Consider the following 17,761-nt stretch of genomic DNA (forward strand, 5'->3'; position numbering starts at 1 on the left):
ACAGAAAACTGAAAAAATGGAGGTAATTATGAAAACTTTCATATATATGGTGAGACACGGGGATTCACCAAAGTTTGGAAAAGAAAAAACAAGAGGATTAACTGAAAAAGGAAAATTAGATGTTCAACGAATAACGGATGCATTACAAGGTGAGGGAATCGACGTTGTTATCTCAAGTCCATACAATCGTTCAATTCTAACTGTTCAGCAGTTAGCAAAGCAAATAGGACAAGAAGTTTTAGTATTTGAGGACTTAAAAGAGAGGATTTTTATTGCTGAAGAGGAACGAATTTCGGATAAAGAATTATTCCCTTTGATAAAAAAGTCATTCTTAGACCCCGACTTTGCTTTAATGGGGGGGAGAGTCTAATGTCGACTGTCAGAAACGTGCTATAAAAGTCTTAAAAGAATTATTAAACACCTATCGAGGACAGAAAGTAGTATTAGGCACTCATGGAGCTATAATGACTTTGATGATGGGGTATTATGACAGTAAGTATGACTTGAATTTTTTACTACAGACATCAAAACCAGATATATATAGGATGGAATTCAATGGACAGGAATTGGTGGAGGTTAAAAGATTGTGGGAAATTTCATAGATTGAATTTATTCATCCATTGCTTCTCCCAATGACGTGTATTATAAAAAATAGGGTTACTGCGGTAACTCTTTTTCTTATGGAACTAATGGGGGATTGAGTTCAACAATCTAAAAATTTCGGTTCCTTAGCGCACAAAATTCACGTTTTGTTCTTGCTATCCCGAGATGAAATGGGAGGGAATGTTTTTTGGGCAAGATACTTTTAAAGTTATTTTTTAAATCAATCCTATTTTTTTTCTTATGCAGTATTGTTGTTTATTCTATATTTCAGATTATTTTTGTCTTGAGTGTTTCGACAGGATTAGGGAGGGATGATATAGTCGGATTTTCTGATAATAAGTATGTAATTGGCCGTCCACCTGTTAGCTATAATTTATATAAAAAAGATAGTGGAAAAACTATATTAGATAATGTTATTGGTTATAAAAAGGGAAAACCAAAAGCTATGTTCGGAATGAAGTTGAATTTGTAGTGATAGATGAGATAAAGGGTAGCTATGAACTGTATAAAATACAAAATGCTTCAGAAAAGGATATAGAACGGCTGAAGGAAATGAAGAAATTAGAATAATAGAGACTATCTGAAAGGTAAAGAAGCACACTTGTTATTGTTAGATCTAAAAAATGGTTTAGACTGATAACTGAGTTTTGTTTCATGAAAAGAGTCATTATTAAAATAAAGTATTAGGGGTTCAGTCCCATTGTCATCAAGCTAAAATTTTATCGTACCTCCAGAACGAAATTTTGTGCTAACTTATAACAAAAAAGCTCATTTTCTCGTTTTGGGGTAATTCTGAATTCTTAAGTTGATAAGCATGGCCTCTGCACATTGCATGGGGCTTTTTCATGAAGAAAGGACACTCACGTGAGTGTCCTTTCGATAGTTTTTAGCAGAAGCAAGCAGCTCCAACGATGATTAATAAAATAAACAATACAACTAATAAAGCAAATCCTCCAGCAAAGCCACAGCCGCCACAACTACCACCAAAGCCCATAACAGTTCCTCCTTTTAATAGGAAGGGAAAACCAAGAGGTCACTCATGTGTTTTAACGGATTCCATTTACTTTATTCTTTTACGAATGAATGGAGCAGGTCCTTTTTAAAATAGATTTATGCCGCTATTTGTCGGGTAGTAAGACCCGGATTGGTGAGGGCTGATTAAAGTTTCACTTTATTATTTAAGAGCGAATAAATGAAAAATAAAATATCTAATAATATAGATAGAAATCCGCTTTTATACCTTTCAATAAAAGAATAATAGCATTATATATTATAAGGAATACTTGTCCTTAATTGTAAATGAAAGGGGGGAATTGGTATGAGTTATGGCTATGGTCACCCTCCAAAAAAATGCTTTGAACATCATAATGAAACTTTATCAACGGGTGTATTACGTAGACATTCCGCTACGTTATTTCTTACTGTTGAAGCTATGAATGTTGATCCAGATGATACTCGTAGAGTAACAGTTGAAATGTTTGATTGGTCATCAGGTTCTCCGGTATTATTACCATTAATAGACCCTTCAACACAAACATTGCCACCTAATCGATATGTTACTTTTCGTTCAGCAGCTCTTCCTCCAGCACTTTTTGCTTATGAAGTAAGAATCATTCGTCCGAAAGATAGAGATGTTGTTACGAATGTTTTTGGTCTTAGTGCAATCGTATTTAACCCACAAGAAGGAAATAATGTTTTACAACATGATTTAGCAAAATTAGACCTTAAATAGATTTTATAAAGGTCTATTTATTGAGCATGATTAAAAAAAGAGTAGGATGTAATCCTACTTTTTTTTAACGTTAATTAGAATTTTAAAAGAAATCCTTCATTATTTTAGCATCTTTAATATTCACTATCACACCTTCTACCTTATCTTTCTTCTCATCTTTAGCAATCGAAATTTGCTCCTTATTATCAGCCCACACAAGAAATTCTTCTTTTGAGTCATCTTTATATGTAACAGTAATAGTAGAATGTGCAGATTCTCTCTTTTTTTGATCTAGTGTGATTTGTTTAGGAGTGCCTTTTTGGACTGCTGAAACGATAGATTGTATCATTTTTTCGTTGTCTGTTTGAGATTTGGAAGTAGTATGATTTGTTGTTTTCAGTATTTCAATGTCTGTAATATTAGCAGAATTTAATTGAAAGGTATTTTGTTTATGTTCTTGCTTAACTTGTGAAGCTTTATCTGTAGCCGAGGTGCTTGTACAACCTATTAAATTGAAAGATAGAGCGGTTAGAGTGCATATAGATATGATTTTTTTCATAGTATCCCTCCTCAAGTTTAATTATAACAATTTTCTGTTAATTTAGGTAGTTATTGTAAGGAGAAGATGTTTTAAAGTGGTAAATGATGATGTTCATTCTCTATTAAAATCAAAATTCACATAACTTTTTTCATATTTTATGTTTAACATTTCGAAAATGGGTGTACTACATATAATATAACAAATAATTCATTTTAAAGGAGGAAGTTAAAGATGGAAACGAAGTATAGTAAACCTTTTGTATATGAATTTATTACGGAGAAAGAGGTCATGAATGCGGCGAATGATCTCGTGAAAAAAGGAATAGACCAAAAAGATATTTACGTATTAACGCATGAGAAAGATAGGACAGATAGAATTGCGGACAATGCAGACGTGAATACAATTGGGATAAAAGAGGAGGGACTTGGGACAAGCATTATTAACGTCTTTCAAAAAACAGGAGATCAGTTAAGAAATAAAATGCAAGAGTTAGGGCTTAATGAGGAAGAAGCGAACTTTTATGAAGAAAAACTGGATGAAGGGAAAATCTTGTTATTCGTTAAGGATTTAGAAAGAGTCGGTGAATGGTTACAAGAAAGAAGATGCATGTATTCTATTTAAATTTGTATCCTTTAAATCTATAAATCTATTACGAAAAGGAGATTGTAAATATGAGTGAGAACGGACTAAAAGAACAAGTTAAAGGTAAAGTTGAAAAGAAAAAAGGACAAGTAAAAGAAGGAATTGGTGAAGTTACAGAAGATAGAGAGTTGAAAAATGAAGGTAAGTGGGAAAAAACGAAGGGAACGATAAAAGAAAAAGTCGGAAAAGTGAAACAAAAGATAAGTGATGAATTGGATAATAAAGAATAATATATGTTCATCAAGCTTTAGTTACATACTAAAGCTTGATGAATTCAATATAAAACGAATATAGGAGGTTTAATTGTGGGACTTATTATTACGTGTATTGTAGGTGGACTTATTGGTGCGTTAGCTGGAATGATTACAGGAAAAGACTTTCCGTTAGGTATAGTTGGAAACGTGATTGCCGGATTAATCGGATCTTGGGTAGGTAGTGCGTTATTTGGTCATTGGGGTCCTGAATGGGGAGGCATTTTTGTTCTTCCAGCGTTATTAGGTGCAATCGTCTTTATTTTAATCGTTACATTCTTCTCTAGAATGCTGCGGAAAGCGTAAGTATGATAATAAATAGTAATCTTAAGTTTATTATATATAGTTATAAAGTTAATGAACTGATAAAAATACATAAAAAAGCATCCAATTAAACTAATTTGGATGCTTTTTTATGTATTTTACATAGGAATGAGTGGAGGATGAAGAACCCCCCACTCATTAACATTACACTTTCTATTATGTATTAAGCCATCGTTACCTTTTTACAATTATTTATTCTTACGACTTGCCTTGGTTCTATATGAGATAAGTCCTCGCTATTACTTATATCAACTACAATTGTATTCGTTAGTATATTAATAATGGAACCAACTAATTTTGTAGCATGATCGTGTCGATAAGAAAATTGAACAAAATCTCCCTTTTTAAAGTTGTGCTCTTCCATAGATAGATCCCCCTAAAAATAATGTTTATACATTATACATACACAAATTTATAAGTTTTAAACATTTGGTAGTATTTTTTACGTGTTAAGCCGAGAAAGGTGTAGAAAATTTATTTATAATGAAAATAAAAAAATATGTTTAAAACTAATTTTTATGGGTAATTAAATAGTAAAAGTTCGAGATAAGGGGGCGGAAATGATGAATTTAGGAATAAATATTTTGCAAAATGATGTAGGTTATACGGTACAACTTAATGGTGAAATTGATGCGTATACGGCATCAGATTTAAAAAATAAGATTATGCCTATTGCAAGCGAAAAAGAGGTTCAGATTGTAGTAGATTTTCATAACGTAGATTATATGGATAGTACTGGTTTAGGTGTTTTTATAGCTCTATTAAAAGCGGTTAAGAAAAATGATGGAAAACTAGAGTTTATCGGTGTATCTAAAAGATTAAAAAGATTATTCGATATTACAGGATTAACGGAAATATTAAATTTGAATTCTGATTTTGAAAAAGTAGAAAGAAGGTGACTAGGGATGATGGAGAGATTTGAAAAGATAGAAATGAAAATTCCTGCAAAGGCAGAATATGTGGCTATTATTCGTTTAACAATGGCTGGTGTTGCGAATCGAATAGGCTTTGCTTATGACGATATAGAAGATATGAAAATTGCTATTAGTGAGGCGTGTACAAACATTGTACAACATGCATACAAAGAAGACGTTGGAGAAATTACAATTGTCTTTGGGCTATATGAAGATCGATTAGAAATTATGGTTGCGGATAATGGGGTTAGCTTTGATTTTAATAACTTAAAAAGAAAAGTTGGTCCGTATGATATTAGTAAACCAGTAGAACATTTGCCGGAAAATGGTTTAGGTTTATATTTAATCAATACGTTAATGGATGATATACAAATCATGCATGATGAGGGCATGACGGTTTTAATGACAAAATATATACAAAGAGAGCAGGTGGAGAATGATGGAAATCCAATCTCAACCTACGAATCTTACTAAAGAAGACGTTATTAAACTAATTGCAGACTTCCAACAAAACCAATGTAATGAAGCGCAGGAAAGGTTAGTTGATCATTATAAAAATCTCGTATATTCCATTGCATATCGCTATTCAAAAGGCGGGCCGATGCATGAGGATATTATACAAGTAGGCATGTTAGGGCTCTTAGGTGCAATAAGAAGGTATGATTATTCGATAGGGAATGCTTTTGAGCCTTTTGCAATACCTACGATAGTAGGGGAAATAAAGAAGTATTTACGCGATAAAACTTGGGGCATTCACGTTCCAAGGCGAATTAAAGATTTAGGCGGAAAAATTAAACTTGCGATAGAGGAGTTAACAGATCACCTGCAACGTTCGCCGAAGATTATAGAAATCGCAAATCATTTAGGACTATCGGAAGAGGAAGTTCTAGAGATTATGGATGCTAAAAATAATTATCGAGTATCTTCCTTAGATGATGTAGTTGAAAATGCATCTGATGGTAGTTCGGTAGCGAGAATTGAATCTGTAGGTGAAGTAGAGCAAGGATATGAAGAGACAGAAAGGCGTCTCGTTTTAAAGGATATTTTTAACGTATTAAATGACACGGAAAAGAGTGTTATTCATTATATATTTGGAGAAAATTTAAATCAAAAAGATACAGGGGAACGGTTAGGTATTTCACAAATGCACGTTTCTCGTATTAAAAGACAAGCGATAAGTAAATTGAAGCAAGCCGCATTTTTAGATACATAAAAATTTAAAATAATGATGTTTAAAACATGAGAAAAGGGGTACTTATTAAGTATAGGAGGAGATATGAAAATGTCACACGATGTGAAAGAACTAATCGAAGGATTGAATGAAGATTTAGCAGGAGAATACGCAGCAATCATTATGTATAACCATAATGCAGCTACAGTTTCTGGTATATATAGACAAGTGTTAAAGCCTTTCTTTGAATCTGAAATTAGTGATGAACAAGGACATGCCCTATATTTAGCGGAGAAAATTAAGACGCTAGGTGGTACACCTACTACGATCCCTTTATCAGTGAAACAAGTAGAAGATGTTAGAGAAATGTTAGAATACGCTAGACAATCAGAATATGAAACAATTAAGCGTTATGAAACGAGAAAAGAACAGGCAGCGAAATTAAATATGACAGAGTTAGTTGTAAAGCTAGAAGATATGATTGCAGATGAAACTAATCATATGGAAGAATTAGATCGTCTTTTAAATGATAAAGCAATGGTGTTAAATTAAAAGTAGAAATTTATAGAGTGAAAGAACAAATTCCTATTTCTGGGAGTTTGTTCTTTTGTTGTATAAATATGTTTGAGTAAGAAATTTTCATTTTGTAACTGAGTATGTAATACTAGAAAAATAGAAAATAATAATAGATTTACATTTTAAATAAGAAAAGGGGAAATAACTTGTGTCCATTTTAATTGTTGATGATAATCCGGTTAACATATTTGTAATTGAGAAGATTTTAAAACAAGCCGGATATCATGATCTTGTATCGCTCAATTCTGCACAAGAGCTCTTCGAATACATACAGTTTGGAAAAGATTCTTCCAGGCATAATGAAATTGATTTAATATTATTAGATATTATGATGCCTGAAATTGATGGACTTGAAGTTTGTAGGCGATTACAAAAAGAGGAGAAGTTTAAAGATATCCCTATTATTTTTGTTACAGCTTTAGAGGATGCAAATAAATTGGCCGAAGCTCTTGATATGGGGGCAATGGATTATATTACGAAACCTATAAATAAAGTTGAACTATTAGCACGTATGCGTGTAGCGTTACGCTTGAAATCGGAATTAAATTGGCATAAAGAACAAGAAGAAAATCTTCGGAATGAACTAGATTTAGCTACGCAAGTACAAAGAAACTTATTAAGTAGCCCATTACGAGAAGATCATATAAAAATTGAAGCAAGTTACTTACCTTCATTTAAACTAGCTGGAGATATGTATTATTGGTATAAAATCGATGAAAATCGCTACGGTATTATATTATTAGATGTGATGGGACATGGTGTATCTGCTTCATTAGTTTGCATGTTTATTTCGTCTGTATTACGTGAAACGATTAAATGTTTAATTGATCCAGAACTTGTTATTAAAGAATTAAATAAATATATGACCCTTTTACATAATGAAAATGATAATATTCCCTATTATTTTACGGCCATATACTTAGTTGTTAATACAGAAGATAGAACAGTTGAATATGTAAATGCAGGGCATCCTTCTGGATATGTTTTAGTTGATGAAACAAATGTAGTTGAACTAGATCGCGGGAGTTGTGCGGTAGGATTTTTTGATGAAATAAAAGTTAAAAAGACAGTTATACCTTTTGAGAAGAACGCTCAAATACTATTGTTTACAGATGGTGTTCTTGAAGCAATTGCAAATGATGAATTTGAGGCTGAAGAGAAATTACGTACTTTTACAGAAAGAAAATGGGGGGATTTAGAAGGCGAGATAGAAGGGTTTTACAAGGAAGAACAAAAGAAAGCGCAATCAGATGATATGTGTCTCATTATGATACAAACGAATGCGAAATAAAAAGCGTATGAAATCCAAACAGAGGATTTCATACGCTTTTTATTGTATTTTTTGATAAATTTGTTCGCTAGGATTAAATTGAGTATAATGCGGCATTATATTTGAAAAACGAAGAGTTTCTTTATTCCCTAAACATAGAAAACCATTGTGACCTAAGCTTTCATAAAATAGTTGCTGCACTTGATTTTGAAGTTTACTTGTAAAGTAAATTAAAACGTTACGACAAAGTATAATATGAAACTCGTTAAAAGATTGATCGGTTACTAAATTATGCTGTGCAAAAATAATGTTTTGTAAAAGTGATGGATTAAAATAAGCAAAACGATTATCTGTTGAATAATAGTTAGAAAACGCTTGTGTACCGCCAGCTTGTAAATAGTTTTTCGTATAAGTTTGCATTTTATTTAACGGGAGGATACCTTGTTTTGCTTTTTCTAACACATTTGTATTCATATCTGTTGCGTAAATAACCGACTTTTCACTTAATCCTTCTTCGTGAAGTAAGATGGACATTGATAATACTTCTTCACCAGTTGCGCATCCAGCATGCCAAATTCTAATTTCGGGATGCTTTTTTAATTCAGGAATAACATGCTCTCTAAGCGCTTTAAAAAAGGCAGGGTTACGGAACATCTCAGTTACATTAATTGAGAAATCATTTAATAACTGTTCTAAAACCCCTTCCTCGTGAATTACTTTTTCAATTAATTTTGAAATGGTTGGGATATTAGAGAGCTGCATTCGATTACAAATCCTTCTATAAATAGATGTGCGAGCATATTGGCGAAAATCAAATCCTGATAGTTTAAATACCGCTTCCAATAGTAATTCAATTTCTAAGTTCGTGCGCTCATCCGTATCTACTGATGGATCAAAATTATAATACTTATTTTCCACTCCAACTAAACCTCACTTATTTTATTAACCATACACTCATTACCGAATAGAGTTGATGTAGATTTAATGGTTTACTTATATAATCTGAAGCGCCAGCAGATAAACATTTTTCCTTATCATTTGGCATTGCTTTAGCAGTTAATGCGATAATAGGTATTTCATTTAACCCTAAGTTCATTCGGATATTTTCCATCGTTTCATAACCGTCCATATTAGGCATCATAATATCCATTAAAATAAGGTCAATATTTGTATTACTTTTTAGTATTTCTAAACACTCTATGCCGTTTTGGGCAGTAATAATGTTGGCATTTTGTTTTTTTAATGCGTTTTGTAACGCAAATATATTTCGATGATCATCATCGACAATTAAAATGGTTTTCTCTTGGAAGACGTTATTTGTTTCGGGAGTAACGATAGTTTCTTCAACAACTTCAGCAGGAATAACATCTTCTATCGTTGCTGCGACTTCTAAATTGGATAACTGTATATCATGTAATCCATTTGGAAGGTTAGGAATATATACCGTGAAAGTACTACCTTCTCCTACATTACTCTCTAACGTAATCCAACCACCTAATAATCTCGCAAACTCTTTACAAATAGATAAACCTAATCCTGTACCACCATACTTTCGAATCGTTGCTCCATCTGCCTGTTGAAAGGCTTCGAAAATAAGTTGATGCTGTTCTTTAGCGATACCAATACCAGTATCTTTTACTGAAATTGTAATCCAATCTTTACTTATAGACTGCATATCATGACTCAAATTGGTTGTTTCTATCGAATCAAAATGTAAAGAAACGGATCCTTTTTCTGTGAATTTAAATGCATTGGATAATAAGTTTTTAATAATTTGCTCAATCCGTTTTGCATCTGTATAAAACAGATCAGGAATCGTATCACTGTCCTCAATAGTAAATTCGACATTTTTTTGTGCAGCTATATGTAAAAAGTTTTGATGCATATTGGCTGCCATGTCACTTATGTTCGTTGCCTCAAAAATGATGTCTAGTTTGCCTGCTTCTACTTTAGATAAATCTAGTATGTCATTAATTAAAGTAAGTAAGTCTTTCCCTGATGAATGAATGACAGTTGCTAATTCAATTTCATCGTCGGATAAATTGTTATCATGATTTTCTCTTAACATTTCAGATAATAGTAAAATACTATTTAACGGTGTGCGTAATTCATGTGACATATTTGCTAGGAACTCAGATTTGTATTTTGAGCTGCGTAACAACTCGCTTGCTTTTTCTTCTAATTCTGATTTGGTAATTTGTAAGTCAGCTGTCTTCTGCTCAGCCTCTTCAGTTCTAGACTCTAATTGTTCATTCGTTGTTCGTAATTCTTCTGCTTGCATTTGTAGTTCTTCCGCTTGCGTTTGCAATTCTTCTGATTGAACTTGTAACTCTTCTGTCATTGCTTGTGATTCATGTAAAAGAGTTTGAATTCGCATACGTCCCATAATGCTATGGATTGTTAAACCTAGATTATCAACGGTTTGTTGAATTAAATCTTGATGTAAATCTGAAATCTCAGTTACACTTACTAACTCCATTACTGCGATTACTTCATCCTCAAATAAGATAGGGATGATTAATAGATTTTTAGGACGTATTTCTAATACTCCGCTAGTGACATAACGAAACTCTTCGGGTATATCCCTGAGAATAAAACTTTTCTTTTCTAAGGCAGACTGTCCAATGAAACCTTCACCCATTTGAATGGATTGTTTCCCAATATCAGCACCTTGATCGGCGAAAGAAGCTTTTTTCACATAGTAGACAGTTTCTTCATATTCTTCACGTACATAAAATGCACCGCAAGAAGTTTGCGTTTTTTGTATAATTCCACTAAGAATTTTTTTACCTAACATCTCAATAGAAGATACACCTTGATACATTAAAATTAATTCTGCAAGCTCCGTTTGTAACCACTCTCTTTTCGATATTTCGTCTAGTAGGTGATTCGTTGTATGAGCAAGATCTTTTATTTCATCACGTGTGTTTACATGAATTCTTTCCGTGATTTTTTCTTTAGAAGAAATGGATTTAATAACTTGAATTACATTTTTAATCGTTTTTGTAATGGAATTCGAAATATAGAGTGAAATGATAATAGAAATACAAGAAAGTAAGAACAATAAACTGTATAACCAAATCTCTAATTTATTATTTTCAGTATCTAATTGTGCTGCTCTTTTTTTCGTTAATTGCTCCTCAGTGCTACGGAAGTTAGTTACCTGTGACTGTAATGACTGAATTTGAGTCGTGTCGATTGTTTGTACATTATTACTATTATTATTTGCAATGAGTGGGTGAATCTCTTTATTTATCCAACTAATAATATTTTCGTTAATCTGTTTTAATTTTTCTTGCTGAGATGGGTTATCCTCTAATAATGAGAAAAGATCTTGATAATGCTTTTCGTAATCCTTTTCCGCAGAATTAAGAGATTGTACGTAATTTGGATTATTAGAAATGATAAACCCTTTCGCTTTATTTTCAATTGTTAGTAAATCTTTCTCCACTTGATTTGTTAAATTGAGAACTTTAAAATCGTGATCAATAATAAAATTACGAGATTTTTGTAAATTAGAAATCTCATTGTTCAACATAATGAAAGAAACAAGTAAGAACAAAATGATAACTAAATAACCAGCCATAATTTTGTAGCGAATACTAAATTTTGCTTTCGAGTTCATTAAAAATTCCTACCTTCAAGGTTATTAAAACTTTTCTATTTTAAAGAATGAAAAACGTAATATATATTATATCAGTTTTCATAAGGCTAAACTAGAAATCCCCCTATTGTATTAGGGGGTTCTTTTTTAATAGAGGAAATCATTTTGAAATATAAAACTATATATGAAAAGTAACAATCGAGGGAATAGGGGATAACAAAACTTTTAAGAAGGGAAGAGTGTTCTTAAAGCTCTTTTTGCATCTATTCCTTCAAAAATAAATAATACAAGATCTCTCTTTTTTACAGTAAGGAAAAAGGATACTAGAGTGCTTAAGTTTTTAATAGAAGTAAGTGTTCCGTGTTTACTTATAAATACATTCGTTTGAAATGTTGTCATTAAAGCATAAAAATGATGAATTTGAGTTATTGTAGGTGTTTCATTATAAGAAATAGTAGTAGAGTGAATGGCGTTCATCGTAATATTCCTTTCCATATAGTAAGCATAACAATATAAACATACCCGTTTTAAAAAATGTTAAACATATAAATAAGAAAAAATATAATTATAGTTTTTTACGTTTAGAAAAGGTTAGGAAGGGTATACATATACTACAAAGAGATTGACTGAAGATGAATTGTAAGATGTCTATGTTTAGTAGATTAGTCTATCAAAATATACTTTTACTTTAAATAAAAAGGAGCCTGGTATACATGAATGAAATGATGATTAATATTACATTTGATTTAATTTACTTGTTAAGTAGTTCACTTGTAGTGCTTTTACTATTCGCTTTTTTCATAAATGGTTATGTTAATAAGAAAATTAGTGTATACAGAAATGAAGAAAAATAAAAATATATTATATAAAACTTTAGGAGGTTAATAGTTATGAATGTAGATAGAAAAATAGTAGGTGTTTTTAGAACAATTGATGATGCGGCACTCGTTATTAATGAATTAAATGATAAAGGATACTCAGCAGATAACATTTCAGCTATTGCAAAAGATCAGAAGGAAATTGAACACCTTGAAGAAAAATCGGGTGAAAAAGTAAATCATGAAACTGCACATAAAGCAGATATCTTTTCAGCAACAGGGCTTGTGGCAGGAGGAGTAGCAGGTGGACTCGGTGGTTTATTAACAGGTCTTGGTATACTTGCCGTTTCTGGAATGGGTCCAATCGTAGCAGCAGGACCGATCGCAGCAGCTATTGGAGGAGCCGGTATTGGCGGAGGAGCTGGAAGTTTAATAGGAGCATTTATAGGGTTAGGAATTCCAGAAGAACATGCTAAAAAGTATGAAGAATATATTTACGATGGCAATATATTAATTTTAGTAGATGCAAAATTAGATGATAAGTTAGAAATCTATAAAATATTTGATAAGCATAATGCCTATAACTCTGATTTCTTTAAATAAAATGTAAACAAAGTGAATATCATTTTTTGATCTTACAACTTTGGCGCGGCCGAGGAGTCGTATGACTATAAGAGAGGAAGGGCTTATAGTAAAAGATCAAGTTCTATTCTGTTATTTAAAAGGGAAGAGGTGCCTTTTCGTGATTGTAAAAATATTAAAGGATAGCAGTAATAGTTTCCTTTGTACAGTTCAAAATAAAAATGGAGACCAGTATGTGAAGAAATGGTTTCGTAAACATGAGAACAATGAAAAATTAGGACGACCAACTTTCAAAGAAGTAGAAAAGGACTGGAAAGAAAATAAAGAGTCGTTTATGTATCCCAATGTTAAAGCGCTCTATTAGAATGAAACATAATGCGCGTTTCATTCTTACAAAACTGTCACATTCCTGTAAGGTAATTCAATAGATTAGTTGTTTGTTCCGTGTCATAATAAAGACATAAGAAAGCTAATTAAAACTACAACTTATTAGGAGAGTGTCAGTCATGATTGTAACAACAACGTCTGGAATTCAAGGTAAAGAAATTATTGAGTATATCGATATTGTAAATGGTGAAGCTATTATGGGTGCAAATATTGTCCGCGATTTATTCGCTTCTGTTCGTGATGTTGTCGGTGGTCGTGCTGGTTCTTATGAAAGTAAGTTAAAAGAAGCTCGTGATATCGCAATGGACGAAATGAAAGAACTTGCAAAACAAAAAGGTGCGAACGCTATCGTTGGTGTTGACGTAGATTACGAAGTAGTTCGTGATGGAATGTTAATGGTTGCTGTAAGTGGTACAGCTGTACGTATATAAGTAAATAAAAAACAGGCTCACCCCTTGAAGTTTATGCTTTGAGGGGGTTTTTTATTTTTCTTTTGTTCATGACTAAAGTTAAAATAGAGAAGGGCCGATGTACTCGCTCGCTTATTTCAAATGTAGTATATTATTTCTTAAGAAAAAGCAAGTAAATGGAAGTTTTTGTATTTAAAGAAGGTGTTAATTTTATGACAAATAATAAAATTGCTATTTGAGGTACGAAGAGAATGAGTGGTATGAATAATTTTAGAAAGTGTATAGTTAATAGAAATAAACGATGGAGTATGTAAAGAGTTATATTACATAAAATTTATTATGAATGGAGGCGGTTACACTATGTTTTGGTTAGGATGTTTTTTAGGATACATTGTAGGTTCTATTATTACATGTGCGCTACTTTACTTTGGATATAGATCCAATGAAAATAAAAAAGCGGATATGCAAAAAGGGGAGGAGAGAAAAATCAATAAAAGAGGTGTATAGTAGGCGAAAGGTAAGGTGATAACATTGATGCAAAAATAAAGGACAGTTACATATTTCATATGATTACTATGTACTGTCCCGCTTATTCCTTTTGGATTAGGAAAAATTGTTTCCTGTCTTGCTGTAAAATTCATAGGCGAAATATCCAAATAAATAGCCTATTCCAGCTCCTAAACTAACTGAAAGCAGGGCGAAGTTCGGGAAAAATATACCGAAAATCAAACCGATCATACAGCCAACAAGCATTCCCATAGGTATTAAACTGTCTAATAAAATTTGAGCGTTTTTTGATTTTTTCTTACCTAAGTTACCGTTGTTATATTTATGTTTAAGGCTACCAATCACATATACTACAATTCCTCCGGCTATTACAACAGGCGCAATTGCTTTGAGTAACCACATGTTAGAATCTCCTTTCGCTTTTTTAATTAAATTACATAAGCTACTTAAAATTCTATGCTACTAAATGGATTGATAGTTGAATGTACTCAATTTAATAATTCGTTAAAAAAACTTTCCCTTTCGTTTTCTCAGCGGACTGTACAACATCAACTGCCGCTTTCACATCCGCTAATTCATACGTAGAATGGACTTTCATAAAACGTAATTGCTCATTTTCTACTAAGCGAATTAAATGACGAAACGTGTCTTGCCATTTATAAGGTGACACTTCTTTATTCCAATGTCGTAAATGAAATATGTTCGCGTGCACTTTTGCTTTCGTGACAATCTCTGCCCAGTTTACTTGTATTCCTGACAGAAGTCCTATAGTTAAAAAGTGCCCATTGGGACGTAAGGAGAAAGCTAATTCATTTCCATCCGGTCCCCCGATAGAATCAATTGCAGCATCCGCGCCGAGCCCGTTCGTTAATGTCATAACGGTTTCATAAAGCGGGGCAGTCGAAGTATCAATTACATGATGAGCGCCAAGCTGAAGTAATTCGTCTGTATGTTTACTATTTCTTGTCACGGCAATGAGTTGGAAATTTAAAATTTGCGATAACTGCGCAAAAAGATGCCCGATAGCGGATCCACAAGCATTCACTAACAAAACATCATTCCGTTGTAAGTTTAGCGTTTCCGTACATGTAACCCAAGCCGTAAGGGGATTAATATACATTTGTGCCGCGGTAAAATCATCAATAGAATCGGGAATAGGGACTACAAAATCAGCTGATGTCTTCACATATTCTTGCCAAGTACCTTCCCCGCGTAACGGTAACACACGTTTACCGATAAGGTCTCTAGAAACAAAAGCTCCTACATCTTCTACAATACCAACACCTTCATAACCAGGTATGTTAGGTAAAGGGATTCTATGTGCGTACGCTCCGGTTATTGGAATTAAGTCAGATGGATTAATCGGTCTAACTAGCATACGAACGAAAACTTCATTATCTTTCAGTGGTTCTATATTTTTATATTCAACTTGTAATACGTCTTTTGGATTGCCAAACTTATGAAATTGAATGCATGTTCCAAGCAAAGTAATTTGCCCCCTTAGTTTCATTGGGTTTATTATAGCATTTTTAGTTTGGGTGGTTATTTTGTTAATGATAAATAGGGTTTGTACAATGGTAAGTAAAATAGATTTTAATTTACGTATCTATCAGAATTTTATAAAATGTGTATATAAATATGAAATGGGGGGGATTTCTTCATGTGTACTAGTTTGACGTTACAAACAAAAAATTTCCAGCATCTTTTTGGGAGAACAATGGATTTCACATTAGATATGAATCAAGAAGTAATAATCATTCCTCGGCGTTATCAGTGGAACAATATAACTGGTGAAACGATCCGAGCGAAAAAGGCTGTTGTCGGAATGGGAATTAATTTTGGAGGAAGGGTCATGATGGCGGACGGAGTAAATGAAACTGGTATGACATGTGCAACTCTCTATTTCCCAGGATTCGCTACTTATAGTAATCATATAGATAGCAATAAAACGAATGTAGCGCCATTTGATTTTGTGACTTGGAGCCTCACGCAGTTCAATTCTGTTGAAGAGGTAAGAAAATCTATTGATAACATTGCCTTTATAGATGTGCCATTACCAGTTTTAGGAATTACGCCACCGCTACATTGGATTTTAGCAGATAAATCGGGAGCGTGTATTGTACTTGAGCCGACAGCTGATGGAATAAAAGTGTATGACAATCCAATAGGAGTGATGACTAATAGTCCCGAGTTTAATTGGCATTTACAAAATTTAAGACAATATATTGGTCTTAAATCGCAGCCATTTGCGCCAACGGAGTGGGGAGATGTACCATTAAGTGCTTTTGGCCAAGGTTCAGGAACGATGGGGCTTCCTGGAGATTTCACTCCGCCATCAAGATTTGTACGGGCAGCATATGGCAAACAAAACATTCAAAGTATAGAGAACGAAGAAGAGGGGATATCGGCTATTTTTCATATTTTATCAAACTGTGAGGTTCCTAAGGGGGCAGTAATAACAGAAGACGGTATATTAGATAATACGATCTATACAAGTGCAATGTGTATGGAGTCTGGAACATATTATTACCATACTTACGATTGTAGACAAATTATAGCTATTCATTTATTCCATGAAAATTTAGATGCAACTGAGATTAAAACTTATCCGTTTCAGCGGAAACAAAAAATATTTTATGAAAACTGAAGCGCCCCTGAAAAAGTGAGACTAATAAAAACACCTCCATTTAATTTGCATACTTAGTATGCGAATTTAGGAGGTGTTTTTTATCATTTACCAATATTCAGGTTTACTTCTTGCTATTCTATTAAGCCGAAGCTCTCTTCATTCTCTCAAGTAAACTAGATAACACATGCGTACGATAAGATTCTAGTTTTTTACCTTCATAAGTACGGATACCTAATTTTTTAAGTTCTTTTACATACCAACCTTTGCTTCCGAAATACATGTGATCGCTCCCCTTCAACTTTGTTTTCATTTATTCTGATTGCATATGGAGGTACAGGAATTATTAATGAAGGAAATGAATTTCGCGCGAAAATGGTTAACTTTGTTGCAAAAGACATATATACTAAAGATAGTATACAACGAGGTGGACAAGACGTGATTATAGAGAAGCACGAAATTCAAATTGACCAAATTACTAGCGGTAAAGTGAATATCTTTACTTTCTATCGAAATAGAAAGCAAATTGATGATCATTTTTTACGATTGCAAGAACCATCGCTTACAGCAAACTACTTCTTCCATTTTCATTTTGATGCAGAGAGCTTGCATCTACTGCAGAAAGAGTTTCCGAGCGTATATCCGTACGACGGTAGTGAAACGATTCACGACTGGACGGAAAAGATGAAAGCTGAATTGCAACATCAGATCCAAACAGGTAAATGGAATAAACGCGTACGTATCGGTAATCGCATTCTAGATGTGGTGTTTACGTGGTGTGACGAAGATATAGTAGAGTGAAAAAGAAGCGGATGACGCTTCTT

At 33.0% G+C, this 17,761-nt stretch carries 25 protein-coding genes and 2 pseudogenes; 18 read left to right on the plus strand and 9 right to left on the minus strand.

What is annotated here, in order from left to right:
• Positions 1–28 precede the first annotated feature (28 nt).
• Both DN399_RS04975 and DN399_RS04980 read left to right on the plus strand, forming a co-directional pair.
• A pseudogene (locus DN399_RS04975) lies at positions 29–602 on the plus strand (histidine phosphatase family protein).
• A gap of 188 nt (positions 603–790) precedes the next feature.
• Positions 791–1,173: pseudogene (locus tag DN399_RS04980) on the plus strand (hypothetical protein).
• A gap of 316 nt (positions 1,174–1,489) precedes the next feature.
• Here the strand turns inward: DN399_RS04980 and DN399_RS04985 are convergent.
• The gene (locus tag DN399_RS04985; protein ID WP_000505670.1) at positions 1,490–1,597 is read right to left on the minus strand and encodes a YjcZ family sporulation protein; all 108 of its coding nucleotides are present in this window, start codon (positions 1,595–1,597) and stop codon (positions 1,490–1,492) included.
• Positions 1,598–1,921: 324 nt separating this feature from the next.
• Here DN399_RS04985 and DN399_RS04990 point away from each other — a divergent pair, with 324 nt between their 5' ends.
• The gene (locus tag DN399_RS04990; RefSeq protein ID WP_000120217.1) at positions 1,922–2,335 is read left to right on the plus strand and encodes a hypothetical protein; all 414 of its coding nucleotides are present in this window, start codon (positions 1,922–1,924) and stop codon (positions 2,333–2,335) included.
• A gap of 82 nt (positions 2,336–2,417) precedes the next feature.
• Here the strand turns inward: DN399_RS04990 and DN399_RS04995 are convergent, their stop codons facing one another.
• Positions 2,418–2,873 carry a hypothetical protein gene (locus DN399_RS04995; protein ID WP_149149380.1) on the minus strand — a complete coding sequence of 152 codons (456 nt, stop codon included), beginning with the start codon at positions 2,871–2,873 and terminating at the stop codon, positions 2,418–2,420.
• Between the two features lie 213 nt (positions 2,874–3,086).
• Between DN399_RS04995 and DN399_RS05000 the strand changes: the two genes are divergently transcribed.
• The 3 genes from DN399_RS05000 (at position 3,087) to DN399_RS05010 (ending at position 4,054) form a co-directional block, all read left to right on the plus strand.
• On the plus strand, positions 3,087–3,476 hold the full coding sequence (locus DN399_RS05000) for a YflT domain-containing protein (RefSeq protein ID WP_000448802.1): 390 nt from the start codon (positions 3,087–3,089) through the stop codon (positions 3,474–3,476).
• A gap of 50 nt (positions 3,477–3,526) precedes the next feature.
• Positions 3,527–3,727, plus strand: a complete 201-nt coding sequence (locus tag DN399_RS05005) for a CsbD family protein (RefSeq protein WP_001293468.1) — start codon at positions 3,527–3,529, stop codon at positions 3,725–3,727.
• 75 nt (positions 3,728–3,802) lie between these two features.
• On the plus strand, positions 3,803–4,054 hold the full coding sequence (locus tag DN399_RS05010) for a GlsB/YeaQ/YmgE family stress response membrane protein (protein ID WP_000522903.1): 252 nt from the start codon (positions 3,803–3,805) through the stop codon (positions 4,052–4,054).
• Between the two features lie 181 nt (positions 4,055–4,235).
• Here DN399_RS05010 and DN399_RS05015 read toward each other — a convergent pair whose 3' ends face one another.
• Positions 4,236–4,436 carry a hypothetical protein gene (locus DN399_RS05015; RefSeq protein ID WP_000391011.1) on the minus strand — a complete coding sequence of 67 codons (201 nt, stop codon included), beginning with the start codon at positions 4,434–4,436 and terminating at the stop codon, positions 4,236–4,238.
• 196 nt (positions 4,437–4,632) lie between these two features.
• Between DN399_RS05015 and rsbV the strand changes: the two genes are divergently transcribed.
• The 5 genes from rsbV (at position 4,633) to DN399_RS05040 (ending at position 8,024) form a co-directional block, all read left to right on the plus strand.
• Positions 4,633–4,971 carry an anti sigma b factor antagonist RsbV gene (rsbV, locus tag DN399_RS05020; protein ID WP_002023450.1) on the plus strand — a complete coding sequence of 113 codons (339 nt, stop codon included), beginning with the start codon at positions 4,633–4,635 and terminating at the stop codon, positions 4,969–4,971.
• Between the two features lie 6 nt (positions 4,972–4,977).
• Positions 4,978–5,460, plus strand: coding sequence for an anti-sigma B factor RsbW (gene rsbW, locus DN399_RS05025; RefSeq protein ID WP_000970572.1), 483 nt, complete (start codon positions 4,978–4,980; stop codon positions 5,458–5,460).
• Positions 5,423–6,199, plus strand: a complete 777-nt coding sequence (gene sigB / locus DN399_RS05030) for an RNA polymerase sigma factor SigB (protein WP_016122036.1) — start codon at positions 5,423–5,425, stop codon at positions 6,197–6,199. Before rsbW ends, sigB begins: the two co-directional genes overlap by 38 nt.
• A gap of 69 nt (positions 6,200–6,268) precedes the next feature.
• Positions 6,269–6,709 (plus strand): ferritin-like domain-containing protein, encoded by a 441-nt coding sequence (locus tag DN399_RS05035; RefSeq protein WP_000017742.1) that lies wholly within the window; start codon positions 6,269–6,271, stop codon positions 6,707–6,709.
• A 172-nt stretch (positions 6,710–6,881) separates the two neighbouring features.
• Positions 6,882–8,024, plus strand: a complete 1,143-nt coding sequence (locus tag DN399_RS05040) for a fused response regulator/phosphatase (RefSeq protein ID WP_000025520.1) — start codon at positions 6,882–6,884, stop codon at positions 8,022–8,024.
• Between the two features lie 39 nt (positions 8,025–8,063).
• Here DN399_RS05040 and DN399_RS05045 read toward each other — a convergent pair whose 3' ends face one another.
• From DN399_RS05045 to DN399_RS05055, 3 genes are all read right to left on the minus strand, one after another.
• Entirely contained in the window at positions 8,064–8,921 is an 858-nt protein-coding gene (locus tag DN399_RS05045; RefSeq protein ID WP_000429036.1) for a CheR family methyltransferase, read from the minus strand.
• A gap of 16 nt (positions 8,922–8,937) precedes the next feature.
• Positions 8,938–11,628 (minus strand): ATP-binding protein, encoded by a 2,691-nt coding sequence (locus DN399_RS05050; protein WP_149149381.1) that lies wholly within the window; start codon positions 11,626–11,628, stop codon positions 8,938–8,940.
• Between the two features lie 204 nt (positions 11,629–11,832).
• Positions 11,833–12,084 (minus strand): hypothetical protein, encoded by a 252-nt coding sequence (locus DN399_RS05055; protein ID WP_000991357.1) that lies wholly within the window; start codon positions 12,082–12,084, stop codon positions 11,833–11,835.
• A gap of 236 nt (positions 12,085–12,320) precedes the next feature.
• Here DN399_RS05055 and DN399_RS27975 point away from each other — a divergent pair, with 236 nt between their 5' ends.
• The 5 genes from DN399_RS27975 to DN399_RS27980 all read left to right on the plus strand — a co-directional run bounded on the left by DN399_RS27975 (position 12,321) and on the right by DN399_RS27980 (position 14,311).
• The gene (locus tag DN399_RS27975; RefSeq protein ID WP_001004570.1) at positions 12,321–12,461 is read left to right on the plus strand and encodes a hypothetical protein; all 141 of its coding nucleotides are present in this window, start codon (positions 12,321–12,323) and stop codon (positions 12,459–12,461) included.
• A gap of 36 nt (positions 12,462–12,497) precedes the next feature.
• Entirely contained in the window at positions 12,498–13,028 is a 531-nt protein-coding gene (locus DN399_RS05060; RefSeq protein ID WP_001100088.1) for a general stress protein, read from the plus strand.
• A gap of 139 nt (positions 13,029–13,167) precedes the next feature.
• Positions 13,168–13,371, plus strand: a complete 204-nt coding sequence (locus DN399_RS05065) for a DUF4028 family protein (protein ID WP_002023439.1) — start codon at positions 13,168–13,170, stop codon at positions 13,369–13,371.
• Positions 13,372–13,513: 142 nt separating this feature from the next.
• Complete coding sequence (locus DN399_RS05070) at positions 13,514–13,825, plus strand: YbjQ family protein (protein ID WP_000637511.1); 312 nt, start codon at positions 13,514–13,516, stop codon at positions 13,823–13,825.
• A gap of 339 nt (positions 13,826–14,164) precedes the next feature.
• On the plus strand, positions 14,165–14,311 hold the full coding sequence (locus DN399_RS27980; protein WP_000498628.1) for a hypothetical protein: 147 nt from the start codon (positions 14,165–14,167) through the stop codon (positions 14,309–14,311).
• Between the two features lie 96 nt (positions 14,312–14,407).
• Here the strand turns inward: DN399_RS27980 and DN399_RS05075 are convergent, their stop codons facing one another.
• Both DN399_RS05075 and DN399_RS05080 read right to left on the minus strand, forming a co-directional pair.
• Positions 14,408–14,713, minus strand: a complete 306-nt coding sequence (locus DN399_RS05075) for a hypothetical protein (protein ID WP_149149382.1) — start codon at positions 14,711–14,713, stop codon at positions 14,408–14,410.
• A gap of 91 nt (positions 14,714–14,804) precedes the next feature.
• Positions 14,805–15,797, minus strand: coding sequence for a zinc-dependent alcohol dehydrogenase family protein (locus DN399_RS05080; RefSeq protein ID WP_006924740.1), 993 nt, complete (start codon positions 15,795–15,797; stop codon positions 14,805–14,807).
• Between the two features lie 174 nt (positions 15,798–15,971).
• On the opposite strand from DN399_RS05080, the gene bsh reads away from it, so the two are divergent.
• Positions 15,972–16,958, plus strand: coding sequence for a choloylglycine hydrolase (gene bsh / locus DN399_RS05090; protein ID WP_016122042.1), 987 nt, complete (start codon positions 15,972–15,974; stop codon positions 16,956–16,958).
• A 121-nt stretch (positions 16,959–17,079) separates the two neighbouring features.
• On the opposite strand, the gene DN399_RS05095 is transcribed toward bsh, so the two are convergent.
• Positions 17,080–17,220, minus strand: coding sequence for a YflJ family protein (locus DN399_RS05095; RefSeq protein ID WP_000273537.1), 141 nt, complete (start codon positions 17,218–17,220; stop codon positions 17,080–17,082).
• A 155-nt stretch (positions 17,221–17,375) separates the two neighbouring features.
• Between DN399_RS05095 and DN399_RS05100 the strand changes: the two genes are divergently transcribed.
• Positions 17,376–17,738 carry a hypothetical protein gene (locus tag DN399_RS05100; RefSeq protein WP_000582785.1) on the plus strand — a complete coding sequence of 121 codons (363 nt, stop codon included), beginning with the start codon at positions 17,376–17,378 and terminating at the stop codon, positions 17,736–17,738.
• Positions 17,739–17,761: the final 23 nt, after the last annotated feature.

The organism is Bacillus sp. AR4-2 (assembly GCF_008274865.1).
GTDB classification, from domain to species: Bacteria; Bacillota; Bacilli; order Bacillales; family Bacillaceae_G; genus Bacillus_A; species Bacillus_A cereus.